The sequence below is a fragment of the Streptomyces sp. NPDC005863 genome, from assembly GCF_042871345.1.
In the GTDB taxonomy this organism is placed as follows: domain Bacteria; phylum Actinomycetota; class Actinomycetes; order Streptomycetales; family Streptomycetaceae; genus Streptomyces.
Window position 1 is genome coordinate 34,811 of sequence record NZ_JBIAII010000008.1, and the last position, 11,982, is coordinate 46,792.

At 69.8% G+C, this 11,982-nt stretch carries 14 protein-coding genes; 5 read left to right on the forward strand and 9 right to left on the reverse strand.

Annotation, left to right across the window (positions count from 1 at the left end):
• The first annotated feature begins 158 nt into the window (after positions 1–158).
• The 4 genes from ACFYO9_RS26000 (at position 159) to ACFYO9_RS26015 (ending at position 2,641) form a co-directional block, all read left to right on the forward strand.
• Positions 159–1,121, forward strand: coding sequence for a helix-turn-helix transcriptional regulator (locus ACFYO9_RS26000; protein ID WP_358778469.1), 963 nt, complete (start codon positions 159–161; stop codon positions 1,119–1,121).
• Positions 1,114–1,299 carry a DUF397 domain-containing protein gene (locus tag ACFYO9_RS26005; RefSeq protein WP_355811205.1) on the forward strand — a complete coding sequence of 62 codons (186 nt, stop codon included), beginning with the start codon at positions 1,114–1,116 and terminating at the stop codon, positions 1,297–1,299. The genes ACFYO9_RS26000 and ACFYO9_RS26005 overlap by 8 nt, the downstream gene beginning before the upstream one ends.
• A 16-nt stretch (positions 1,300–1,315) precedes the next feature.
• The gene (locus ACFYO9_RS26010) at positions 1,316–1,591 is read left to right on the forward strand and encodes a DUF397 domain-containing protein (RefSeq protein WP_358778470.1); all 276 of its coding nucleotides are present in this window, start codon (positions 1,316–1,318) and stop codon (positions 1,589–1,591) included.
• Positions 1,592–1,672: 81 nt separating this feature from the next.
• Positions 1,673–2,641, forward strand: a complete 969-nt coding sequence (locus ACFYO9_RS26015; protein ID WP_358778471.1) for an alpha/beta fold hydrolase — start codon at positions 1,673–1,675, stop codon at positions 2,639–2,641.
• Between the two features lie 231 nt (positions 2,642–2,872).
• Here the strand turns inward: ACFYO9_RS26015 and ACFYO9_RS26020 are convergent, their stop codons facing one another.
• On the reverse strand, positions 2,873–5,401 hold the full coding sequence (locus ACFYO9_RS26020) for an ATP-dependent Clp protease ATP-binding subunit (protein ID WP_355811190.1): 2,529 nt from the start codon (positions 5,399–5,401) through the stop codon (positions 2,873–2,875).
• Between the two features lie 467 nt (positions 5,402–5,868).
• Between ACFYO9_RS26020 and ACFYO9_RS26025 the strand changes: the two genes are divergently transcribed.
• Entirely contained in the window at positions 5,869–6,432 is a 564-nt protein-coding gene (locus ACFYO9_RS26025; protein WP_388666616.1) for an SCO3374 family protein, read from the forward strand.
• Here the strand turns inward: ACFYO9_RS26025 and ACFYO9_RS26030 are convergent.
• The 8 genes from ACFYO9_RS26030 to nadC form a co-directional block, all read right to left on the reverse strand.
• A complete protein-coding gene (locus tag ACFYO9_RS26030; protein WP_358778472.1) occupies positions 6,411–6,749 on the reverse strand; it encodes an Lsr2 family protein in 339 nt (112 codons plus the stop codon). The two genes, ACFYO9_RS26025 and ACFYO9_RS26030, sit on opposite strands and share 22 nt — an antisense overlap.
• 270 nt (positions 6,750–7,019) lie before the next feature.
• Entirely contained in the window at positions 7,020–7,589 is a 570-nt protein-coding gene (locus tag ACFYO9_RS26035; RefSeq protein WP_358778473.1) for an amino-acid N-acetyltransferase, read from the reverse strand.
• A 9-nt stretch (positions 7,590–7,598) separates the two neighbouring features.
• Positions 7,599–7,985, reverse strand: coding sequence for a BlaI/MecI/CopY family transcriptional regulator (locus ACFYO9_RS26040; protein WP_358778474.1), 387 nt, complete (start codon positions 7,983–7,985; stop codon positions 7,599–7,601).
• 158 nt (positions 7,986–8,143) lie between these two features.
• Positions 8,144–8,323: a hypothetical protein gene (locus ACFYO9_RS26045; RefSeq protein ID WP_355811178.1), complete on the reverse strand. Its 180-nt coding sequence runs from the start codon at positions 8,321–8,323 to the stop codon at positions 8,144–8,146.
• Between the two features lie 13 nt (positions 8,324–8,336).
• Entirely contained in the window at positions 8,337–8,984 is a 648-nt protein-coding gene (locus ACFYO9_RS26050; RefSeq protein ID WP_358778488.1) for a hypothetical protein, read from the reverse strand.
• Between the two features lie 886 nt (positions 8,985–9,870).
• Positions 9,871–10,056, reverse strand: a complete 186-nt coding sequence (locus ACFYO9_RS26055) for a hypothetical protein (RefSeq protein WP_355811172.1) — start codon at positions 10,054–10,056, stop codon at positions 9,871–9,873.
• Between the two features lie 116 nt (positions 10,057–10,172).
• Positions 10,173–10,979, reverse strand: a complete 807-nt coding sequence (locus ACFYO9_RS26060) for a type III pantothenate kinase (RefSeq protein ID WP_355811169.1) — start codon at positions 10,977–10,979, stop codon at positions 10,173–10,175.
• Entirely contained in the window at positions 10,979–11,980 is a 1,002-nt protein-coding gene (gene nadC / locus ACFYO9_RS26065) for a carboxylating nicotinate-nucleotide diphosphorylase (RefSeq protein WP_355811166.1), read from the reverse strand. Before nadC ends, ACFYO9_RS26060 begins: the two co-directional genes overlap by 1 nt.
• Positions 11,981–11,982: the final 2 nt, after the last annotated feature.

Sequence of the window (11,982 nt, forward strand, 5' to 3'; positions counted from 1 at the left end):
GCAACTCCACGTCCGGCACGGGGAGTTGGTACGGGCGGTGCGCTTCTGCGGGCGGGCATGACGGTGTTACTGCGTCGACAGCGAGGCTTCCGGCTTCGGTGCGTGAGCGTCGCCATACGTAACGTAGCGAGTGCTGGCTCAGATCTGCAACCTGATCCGTGAAGTTGGTGGACCCGGACCGATCGGGCGCGGCAAACTATGACGCAAACACCAGAAAGGCCCGCATGGCGCTGCGCACGTACATCACGGAACGGCAGAGGAGACTCGGGGCCGAACTGCGCAAGCTGCGCGAAGCGGCAGGGTTGTCGGTCAACGCGGCAAGCTCACGGATCGGGATGGGCGCCGCCCACCTCAGTCATGTCGAAGCCGCCCGCACAGCCGTCGCGGCCGACCGGCTCGCCGCTCTTCTCCTGACGTATGACGTCAAATCTGAGCCCTATGCAGAGGCGCTGGCCTCGCTGGCGGAAAGCGACGGTAAGGGGTGGTGGTCGGAGTACCGGCGCTCCCTTCCCCAGCGCACCCTAGATCTGGCCGAGCTGGAATCCGGGGCGAGCCGCATCTACAGCTACGAAACCCTGGTTCTGCCGGGGCTCCTCCAGACGGAGGCGTACATGCGTGCCCTCTTCCGGAGCTCGCGCCCGACGGCACGGGACGCCGAGATCGCGGAGCTGATCGCGTTCCGCCGGGCGCGGCAACGGTCGACCCTCGAACCGTCAGGCCCTCACCTGCACGTGGTCGTGCACGAGGCTGCCGTCCGGGTGCTTGTCGGAGGCGCCCGTGTCATGCGGGAACAGCTCACGCATCTGCTGCACACGGCCGCGCTGCCCAACGTCACTTTGCAGATCCGCCCGTTCGACGCCGGCCCGGGCCCCTGGCTGAGCGCCCCCTTCCTCCAGATCGAACCCGCGGTCGCCCGCTTGGGCACCGTCATCCTGGAGCATCCCGCGGCCCGCGTCGTCCTGGACGACGAAGACTCCCTGACCCGCTACCGGGCGACCTTCGCCGACTTGTGCCGTAACGCGCTTCCGCCCGTCGTACCGACCGAGACCCATGAGCAGCGTGACTCCTGGGGACTGCTCCAGCACCTGCTCTACACCCACCAGGGAAGAGACCATGAGTGAACTCGCTTGGCAGAAGTCCTCGTTCAGCGAGGGCGCCGGAGACAACTGCCTGAACATAGCCGCCCCCCAGGACACCTCCCCCACCCTCCACCTCCGAGAGAGCGACGACCCCACCACCACCCTCACCACAACCCCCAAGGCCCTGGCGGCCCTCATACGCACACTCACCGAACGCTGACCCCGAGGGGGACCTCGTGACCGAACCCCGTTGGCAGAAGTCATCCTTCAGCGAGGGCGCGGGCGCCAACTGCGTCTACGTAGCCGTCACCGACCCCGCCGGCCGGGTCCACCTCCAAGAGAGCGACGACCCGGCCACCACCCTCACCACGACCCCCCGGGCCCTGGCCGCCCTCATACGGACGCTTACGTCGGCGGATCCAGGCCCGGTGACCACGCCCTGGGCGCGCGCGGCAGAGGTTGGGGACAGAAACCGTCCGCAACCCCCTCTACGGTCGGTGCCGGGTCGCTGATCCGGCGGCTTCGATCGACGATGACAACAGGCGGGGCCACGTCGCCCCCGCCGGCCTGTCCCGTATGCAAGGAGTACGACCGTGGGCATCTCCGAGGCCGCAGACCGCGCCGACCACTTCGTTCCGCACCGCTTCACCGAGCAGCTGGTGGACCTGGGCGAGATCCGCATGAACTACGTGGTCGAGGGCTCCCCGGACGCACCGGCGCTGCTGCTGGTCCCCGCGCAGGGCGAGTCGTGGTGGGGGTACGAGGAGGCGATCGGTCTGCTCAGCTCGGAGTTCCGGGTGTTCGCGATCGACCTGCGCGGGCAGGGCCGCTCGACCTGGACACCGGGCCGCTACAGCCTCAACACCTGGGGAGCCGATGTCGAGCGGTTCATCGACGTCGTCATCCAACGCCCCACGATCGTGGCCGGGAACTCCTCCGGTGGCGTCATCACCGCCTACGTGGCCGCGTACGCCAAGCCCGGTCTGGTACGCGGCGCGATCCTGGAGGACCCGCCTCTGTTCTCCTCGCAGGCCGCCCCGCCGTACGGGCCCGGCATGATGCAGACCCTCGGGCCCATCTTCGCGCTGTGGGCCAAGTGGCTCGGCCCGCAGTGGTCCATCGGCGACTGGACGGGCATGGTCGATGCTGCCCCGCGCGAGCTGCCGGCGTTCCTGCACCCGGGGATCGGCTTCATGATGGGCCAAGGGAATCCGGAGGACGGCGCGTCCCCGACACCGGTGCAGCACCTCAAGGAGTACGACCCCGAGTGGGCCCAGGTGTGGGTCACCGATGCCGCGAACGCCGGCTGCGACCACGCCACCCTGCTCGCCCAGGTCAAGGTGCCGACCCTGCTCACCCACCACTTCCACATGACCGACCCCGACACCGGGCAGCTCATGGGCGCCATGACGGACGTCCAGGCAGCGCAGGCCCGACGCCTGCTGGAGTCCACCGGCCACCCGGTGACCTTCACACCGCTCGACGCGCCGCACACCATGCACGGACCGATGGCACAGCAGTACGCGGACGTCATCACGGAGTGGATCAAGACCCTGCCCTGACCCGGCGCGGCTTCTCTCGACGCACCCCGATGTACCTGGGAGCGATACGAGCGCGCACCCCGACGCGACTCCAACCGCCATTACCGCCCCCTGAACAAAGGGGGGACGGACCTACCCGCGAAGGCGTCACGATCACGGTCTGAGGGCAACCGCGGCGGTACGCAAAAGGGGCTGCCCCGGACCGTGAAGAACGGTCCGGGGCAGCCCCTTTGAAACGCGTACCCCGCGGGGCTACGCCTCCTTGCTCAGGTTCGGGCCCGCGCCGCCACCCGCGGCCGACTCGATCGGCGGCACGTCGGGGAGTGCCGCCTTCTCCTCGCCGCGGAAGGTGAACGTGGCGGTCTCGCCCTCGCCCTCCGTGTCGACGACCACGATGTGGCCGGGGCGCAGCTCGCCGAAGAGGATCTTCTCGGAGAGGCTGTCCTCGACCTCGCGCTGGATCGTGCGCCGCAGCGGACGCGCGCCGAGCACCGGGTCGTAGCCCTTCTTGGCGAGCAGCTCCTTCGCGGACTGGGAGAGCTCGATGCCCATGTCCCGGTCCTTGAGGCGCTCGTCCACCTTGGTGATCATCAGGTCGACGATCTGGAGGATGTCGTCCTGGCTGAGCTGCGGGAAGACGACGACGTCGTCCACGCGGTTCAGGAACTCCGGGCGGAAGTGCTGCTTCAGCTCGTCGCTGACCTTGTTCTTCATCCGCTCGTAGTTGGACTTCGTGTCGCCCTGGGCCGCGAAGCCCAGGTTGAAGCCCTTCGAGATGTCACGGGTTCCAAGGTTGGTCGTCATGATGATGACCGTGTTCTTGAAGTCCACGACGCGGCCCTGGGAGTCGGTCAGGCGACCGTCCTCCAGGATCTGCAGGAGCGAGTTGAAGATGTCCGGGTGGGCCTTTTCGACCTCGTCGAACAGGACGACGGAGAACGGCTTGCGGCGGACCTTCTCGGTCAGCTGGCCGCCCTCTTCGTAACCCACGTAACCGGGGGGCGAACCGAAGAGACGCGAGACCGTGTGCTTCTCGCTGAACTCCGACATGTCGAGGGAGATCAGCGCGTCCTCGTCGCCGAAGAGGAACTCGGCGAGCGCCTTGGAGAGCTCCGTCTTACCGACGCCGGACGGGCCCGCGAAGATGAACGAGCCACCGGGGCGCTTCGGGTCCTTGAGGCCCGCACGCGTACGCCGGATCGCCTTCGAGAGCGCCTTGACGGCGTCCTTCTGGCCGATGACGCGCTTGTGGAGCTCGTCCTCCATGCGGAGGAGTCGCGAGGACTCTTCCTCGGTGAGCTTGAAGACCGGGATGCCCGTCGCCGTGGCGAGGACCTCGGCGATCAGCTCGCCGTCGACCTCGGCGACGACGTCCATGTCGCCGGCCTTCCACTCCTTCTCGCGCTTGGCCTTCGCGGCGAGCAGCTGCTTCTCCTTGTCGCGGAGGGAGGCTGCCTTCTCGAAGTCCTGGGAGTCGATGGCCGACTCCTTGTCGCGGCGCACGCCCGCGATCTTCTCGTCGAACTCGCGGAGGTCCGGCGGCGCGGTCATCCGGCGGATGCGCATCCGGGAACCGGCCTCGTCGATCAGGTCGATCGCCTTGTCCGGCAGGAAGCGGTCCGAGATGTACCGATCGGCCAGGGTGGCGGCCTGGACCAGCGCCTCGTCCGTGATGGAGACCCTGTGGTGGGCCTCGTAACGGTCGCGCAGACCCTTGAGGATCTCGATGGTGTGCGGCAGCGACGGCTCCGCGACCTGGATGGGCTGGAAGCGGCGCTCGAGGGCCGCGTCCTTCTCCAGGTGCTTGCGGTACTCGTCGAGCGTGGTGGCGCCGATGGTCTGCAGCTCACCGCGGGCCAGCATCGGCTTCAGGATGGAAGCCGCGTCGATGGCGCCCTCGGCGGCACCCGCACCCACGAGCGTGTGCAGCTCGTCGATGAACAGGATGATGTCGCCGCGGGTGCGGATCTCCTTGAGGACCTTCTTCAGGCGCTCCTCGAAGTCACCGCGGTAGCGGGAACCGGCGACCAGGGCACCGAGGTCGAGGGTGTAGAGGTGCTTGTCCTTGAGGGTCTCGGGCACCTCGCCCTTGACGATGGCCTGGGCGAGGCCCTCGACGACGGCGGTCTTGCCGACGCCGGGCTCACCGATGAGGACCGGGTTGTTCTTCGTACGGCGGGACAGCACCTGCATGACCCGCTCGATCTCCTTCTCGCGCCCGATGACCGGGTCGAGCTTGGACTCACGAGCGGCCTGGGTGAGGTTCCGGCCGAACTGGTCGAGGACCAGGGACGTGGAGGGCGTGCCCTCGGCAGGACCGCCGGCGGTGGCGGTCTCCTTGCCCTGGTAGCCGGAGAGCAGCTGGATGACCTGCTGCCGCACCCGGTTGAGATCGGCGCCCAGCTTGACCAGGACCTGGGCGGCGACGCCCTCGCCCTCGCGGATCAGGCCGAGCAGGATGTGCTCCGTGCCGATGTAGTTGTGGCCCAGCTGAAGGGCCTCGCGGAGCGAGAGCTCCAGGACCTTCTTGGCACGGGGGGTGAAGGGGATGTGGCCGGACGGAGCCTGCTGGCCCTGCCCGATGATCTCCTCCACCTGCTGGCGGACCGCCTCGAGCGAAATCCCGAGGCTCTCCAGGGCCTTAGCGGCGACACCCTCGCCCTCGTGGATCAAGCCCAGGAGGATGTGCTCGGTGCCGATGTAGTTGTGGTTGAGCATCCGGGCTTCTTCCTGAGCCAGGACGACAACCCGCCGCGCGCGGTCGGTGAACCTCTCGAACATCGTTAATCGCTCCTCAGAGCGGTCAGGCAGTAAGGGGTCGGTCCCCTCCCTGTCCTTCCGCAGCTTAGTCCCGCAAGCGGGGACCGCTCATTCCAACTGCCGACACCCGGCCCCCTTCACAGGGGAAGTCCTGACCTCGAACGCCGACAACTGCTCCAACCCGATGGTGCGAGACGATGTTCCCGCAGGCCAGGCAGTTACCCCCACCATCACTACGCCGATGGCGAACGTGAGGTGCCGCGGACCGCGTGTCGCCCCTTCCCACTAGGGATGTCTTACCCGCAAGGACGGACACTCCATGCGGCGCGCCCCGGTTCCCTCAGCTACGGGCGAACACCCTTGCGCCGCCGAGCACCTCCTTGCGCCCCCTTTTCGGACGCGTAACGCATCCAGGCCGCTACCTTCCGTAACTCCGGTGCCTCGCGGGCTGTTGCTCCGACATGGCTCCCACAGTTCCTCAGCCCCGTATGCCGGCCGAGCGGAACGATCCGGTGCGGCGGTGGTACGAGAACGAGCTCGGCTGGGCGACCGTTCCCGGGCCCGGCCCGGTGCGTCTGGTGACGGGGCTGCGCTTCGACGTCCTGCAGCTGCCGGCGGAGGCGGGCTTCGCGGCGCTGCGGCACCTCGGGCCGAAGGCTCCGGTGGCGCTGCGCGGGGAAACGATGCGGCTGCTTGTCGGCGCGGGAAGCGCGGACGAGCTGCCGGGGCTGCTCGACTGGCTGGAGTGGGGCGGCATTCCGCTCGGCCTCACCGCGATCGGGGCGGGCGGGCGGATCGACGCGCCCACGCCCCCGGGGTGGTCCGGCTCGCGGGGGGCCGCCGTATGGCTGCGACCCCCGGAGCCCGGCTGTGAGGTGGAGCCGACGCTGCCCGCGCTGGTGTCCCTGCCCGCCATGGCGGGAGGTGGGACTGCGCCGCACAGCGACCCCGCCGTGGGCTCCGGTCTCGTACGGCTGGTGGACACGGCGGCGACACACTGCCACCGAGTCCGGCTGCGGCGTCGCAGCCGTCAGCCGTTGGCCTTCTCGTAGGCCTCGCGAATGGAGGCGGGGACACGGCCGCGGTCGTTGACCTCGAAACCGTTCTCCTTCGCCCAAGCGCGGATGGCGGCGGTGTCCTGGCTGCCGCTGGACGCGGCGGCACGGGTCTTGCCGCGGCCGCCCGAACCACGGCCTCCGGTGCGCCGACCGGCCTTGACGAAGTCCTCGAGGGCGCCACGGAGCTTGTCCGCGTTGGCCGTGGTGAGGTCGATCTCGTAGGACTTGCCGTCCAGCGCGAACGTCACGGTCTCGTCTGCCTCGCCACCGTCGAGGTCGTCGACAAGAAGGACCTGAACCTTCTGTGCCACCGGATTTCCTTTCATCGATAACTGTGGGGCCGGGCCGCGCGGCACACGCCGCCGATTCCTCGGCCCCTTGTTATATGCAGTACTGCAGTACGTCGGAAAGCAAACCGCTTTTGCCGGAAAAACACAAACCCCTGGGAGAGACCGGGGACCCCAGGAACCCTGGAAACGTGCGCGTTTCGGACATAGGGCACCCGGGCAGGCTGCCGTCAGGAATACGCGCGTTCCGTCGATGCCCCGTTCACTGTTCCGTCACGCTTCCCGCCGCGGCGATCACAGATGCAGAAGCATCCGGCTGTTGCCCAAGGTGTTCGGTTTCACTCGTTCGAGGCCGAGGAACTCCGCGACGCCCTCGTCATAGGAACGCAGGAGCTCGCTGTAGACATCTCCGTCGACCGGAGTCTCGCCGATCTCCACGAAGCCGTGCTTCGCGAAGAAGTCGACTTCGAAGGTGAGACAGAAAACCTTGCGGACGCCGAGCCAGCCGGCGGTCTGCAGCAACTTGCCCAACAGTTGGTGTCCCACTCCGGCCCCCTTGACGTCCGGGTTCACGGCGAGGGTGCGGACTTCCGCGAGGTCTTCCCACATCACGTGCAGTGCGCCGCAGCCGACCAACTCCGCGTTGTCGTCGCGTTCCGCCACCCAGAACTCCTGGATGTCCTCGTAAAGGGTCACCGTCGCTTTGTCCAGGAGGATGCGCTCGCGGACGTAGGAGTCGAGGAGCCGGCGCACGGCCGGCACATCGGAGGTTCGCGCCCTGCGGACGGAGACCGCTTTTGCGCTGAGTTCGCTGAGTTCGCTGACTTCGTTGCGTTCGTTGCGTCCGGGGACCTCTGCTGGCATGAGCGGACGCTATCGCTCTGCGGCGCGCTCCGCCGAGCCGGGGTTCTCCGGGCCTTGGACGATACGCATCGCGTCGCTCAGCGCTTCGCGCTGTTCCTCGGACATCATGCCGAAGAACGCGACGAGAGCGGCCGCGGGGTTGTCGCTCCGGGACCAGGCTTCGTTCATCAGTGCGGCTGCGTAGGCGGCGCGAGTGGAGACCGCCTCATATCGATAGGCGCGGCCTTCCGCTTCGCGACGCACCCAGCCCTTCTGATGGAGATTGTCCAAAACGGTCATCACGGTCGTGTACGCGATGGACCGTTCCTGCTGAAGGTCTTCCAGGACTTCTCGAACGGTCACGGGGCGGTTCCACTTCCACACCCGCGTCATGACAGAGTCTTCGAGTTCTCCCAATGGACGAGGCACAGCAGAACAATAGTGGGAGACGTCACTATTGGCGTGATGTATGAGGGACGTGGCGTACCCCTAATTCTGCAACAAAAAGGGCGTACGACTCGAAACGTATGAGTCGTACGCCGGTGAGGGGCGGGCCGGCCGGGGTGCGGCGCGGGTCAGGCGCCGTTGGTCTTCGGGCCCTGGTGGACGGCTTCGGCGCGGGAGATCGCGGCGTCGACGGCCGCGTCCTCCTTGGTCTTGTTGGCGCCGCCCTGGGACTTCACGATCGTCACGATGAGCCAGGTGAAGAACACGGCCATCACTACCGGGGGCACGAGCGCGGAGACGTAGTCCATGCCCCCAGGGTAGCTAGCCGGCGACGAGCTGGTGCGGCGGGTCCGCCGGTGTCGCCGGGCGGCGCTTCGGCGGGAAGACCTCCGCGGGGGTGGGGACCGGGCGGGGCGGCTCGGACGCGGGGGCCGGACGGCGTTCGGCGGGCGTCTTGGGCCGGGGGGCCGCGGGGTCGGGGGCGTCGGGGGCGGAACCCGGTGCGTGCAGGCCGCCGGGCAGGGCGAGGAGGTGGGTGCGGGTGCGGGTACGGGAGGCGGGTGCGGGGATCGTGGCGCGCTCCGGTACGGCGACGGCGCGGCCCGCGAGACGGGCGCGGACGGACCGTTCGGCCAGGGCGCGGCAGCGGTCGAGGAGGGCGGCGGCGACCGGATTGCCGCGCAGGGCGCGCAGCGCGGCGAGGTCGTCGGCGCCGGGCTGGTAACCGGTGGCGAGGACGTCGTCGAGGAGTCCGAGGTAGCCGGAGGCGGTGCCGGGCAGGGCCGCGCGGTACCGGGCGAGGTCGGCCACGAGGAAGGCGCGCAGCCGGGCGCCTTCGCGCACCGCTTCGTCGACCGATTCGGCGAGACGCAGACAGTCCTGGACGTCCTCGTCCGCGGCGGGGCTGGGGTGCAGGGCGAGGGCCAGGGCGCGACGGAGCACACGCAGCTCCTCCGCGCTGAAGGCCATGCCGCCTCGGGATCCGTATGGCGTGGGCATGGACTGACGATACGCGCAGAACGGACAAAATCCGCTTAACGCCAGTGCGTGGCGTCTTCGCTTGGGCGTGGGTTTGGTGGGCCTGCGTGTTATTTGCGGGGGGCGTGGACTTGTGGGCCTCCGCGTTATCGCGGGGGGCGTCGACTTCTGGGCCTGCGCGTCATTCGCGCTGCGTGCCCGCTTCGCGGGCTTTTCCCCACCCACCCGCCCCCTCCAGGTCCCGGGGCGGGGGCGGGGGCCGGGGGCGCCCGGGCGGGCGTGGGTGGGTAGCCGCCAGGGCGGGCCGGGGGTGGGTTCCCGCAGGGGCGGGCCAGGCGTGGGTTCCCGCAGGGACGGTGGGTGGGTGCGGGGGGCGGGCGAGGGGCTGGAAGCGCTTCTGGGCGGCGGGAGGACGCCGTGGAGGGTGCGGGGGCGGCCGGTGGCCTGCTGAGCCCGCGCCTGGCCTGCGGCGCGTACCCGCCTCACGGGCCATGCCACCTGCCGGCCTGCAACTAGCCTGCCGCGCGCACCCACTTGACGAGCCATGCCGCCTGCCGGCCCGCGCCTAGCCTGCCTTGCGTACCCACCTCACGGGCCATACCGCCCGCCGAGCCTGCACCCGGCCCGCCCCGCGTACCTACCTCGTGGGCTATGCCTCCTGCTGGCCTGCACCTGGCCTGCCCCGCGTTCCCGCTTGCCGGGCCATGCCACCTGCCGAGCCCGCGCCTGGCCCGCCCCGCGTATCCGCCCCGCGGGCTATGCCACCTGCCGGCCTGCACCTGGCCTGCCTGCCCCGCACACCCGCCTCGCGGGCCGTTCCCCGCCCGCAGGGGCGCGCGCTCGGTCCGCTGCTGGGCCCTGTGGCCCGAGCTCGGCGCTAGTCCGCGCGGCGGCGGAGCAAGGCGTAGGTCACCGCTCCTATGCCCAGCGCGGCTACCGCCGCGACTGCCAGCCACGGCAGGATGCCCGCGCCCGCTCCGGCCAGGGCCGGGGCGTACGGCGTGGTCGCCGACGCCGCCGGGGCGGGACCGGCGAGCACCGCCGTCCATGCGACCGCCGCCACAACACGTCTCTTGCGCCTCATCCGCCCCAGCCCGCCCTACACCCGCCCAAGCCCCGTTCCTGCGCAGACTCTTGCAGAAGGTGGAGGGTTATGCACACGAGGGCAACAGCAATCGGTCAGGAACGGGCAATGTTCCGTTCGTAGACGAGGCGGAGACCGATCAGCGTCAGCCATGGTTCGTGCTCGTCGATGACGGTCGCCTCACCGAGCACCATCGGCGCGAGACCACCCGTCGCGATCACCGTCACGTCGTCCGGATCGCCGCCCGCGCCCGCGAGTTCGCGCGCCATGCGGTTCACGACCCCGTCGACCTGGCCCGCGAAGCCGTACAGGATGCCCGCCTGCATGGCCTCCACGGTGTTCTTGCCGATGACGCTGCGCGGCCGGGCCAGCTCGATCTTGCGGAGCTGCGCGCCCCGTACGCCGAGGGCCTCCACGGAGATCTCGATGCCGGGGGCGATGACGCCGCCCGCGTACTCCCCGCGCGCGGAGACCGCGTCGAAGGTCGTCGCGGTGCCGAAGTCGACGACGATCGCGGGGCCGCCGTAGAGCTCGACGGCCGCGACCGCGTTGATGATGCGGTCGGCGCCGACCTCCTTGGGGTTGTCCATGAGGATCGGGACGCCGGTCTTGATGCCCGGCTCGACCAGTACCGCGGGGACGTCCCCGTAGTACCTGCGGGTGACCTCGCGCAGCTCGTGCAGGACGGAGGGGACCGTCGAGCAGATCGCGATGCCGTCGATGCCGTCGCCCAACTCGTCGCCGAGGAGCGGGTGCATGCCCATCAGGCCGTGCAGCAGGACGGCGAGTTCGTCGGCGGTGCGGCGGGCGTCGGTGGAGATGCGCCAGTGCTCGACGATGTCCTCGCCGTCGAAGAGGCCGAGGACGGTATGGGTGTTGCCGACGTCGATGGTGAGGAGCATCAGTCCCGCACCGCTTCCCGCAGGTCGAGGCCGATGTCGAGGATCGGCGACGAGTGCGTGAGCGCGCCCACCGCGAGGTAGTCGACGCCCCGCTCCGCGTACGCGCGGGCGTTCTCCAGGGTGAGGCGGCCGGACGATTCGAGGAACGCGCGGCCCGCCACGATGGCGACCGCCTCCTCGGTCTCGGCCGGCGTGAAGTTGTCCAGGAGGATCAGGTCCGCGCCCGCGTCGACGACCTCGCGCAGCTGGTGCAGCGTGTCGACCTCCACCTCGATGGCGAGGCCCGGGAACTGCTCCCGTACGGCCTTGAAGGCCTGCGCCACGCCGCCCGCGGCGACCACGTGGTTGTCCTTCACCAGGGCCGCGTCGGAGAGCGACATGCGGTGGTTGACGCCGCCGCCCATGCGCACCGCGTACTTCTCCAGGGCGCGGTAGCCGGGCGTCGTCTTGCGGGTGTCGCGGACCTTCGCCTTCGTGCCCTCCAGCGCGTCCGCCCACGCGCGCGTGGCGGTCGCGATGCCGGACAGGCGGCACAGCAGGTTCAGCGCGCTGCGCTCGGCGGTGAGCAGGTCGCGGGTGCGGGTGGTGACGCTCAACAGGACGTCGCCGGGCTCGACGCGGTCGCCGTCCTCGACGTGCCGCTCGACCTCGAACTCCTCCTCGCAGACCACGGAGAGGATCGCCTCGGCGACGCGCAGGCCCGCCACCGTGCCGGCCTCGCGCGCGGCGAAGTCCGCGGTGGCGACGGCGTCTTCGGGGATGGTCGCGGCCGTGGTGACGTCCACGCCGCCGGCCAGGTCCTCCTCGATGGCCATGTGCGCGATGTCCTCGATCTGCAGCGGGTCGAGGCCCGCCTCGGTCAGGAGCAGCGCGAGAGCGGGGTCGAGGCCGCACTCCAAGGGGTCGAACGCTTCGCCGCCGCCGTCGCAGCCGCAGGCGTCGCCGCAGCCACCGCCCGCGGCTGAGGGGCTGGCGAGGGGGAGGTCGTCGGGGGTGCTCACGG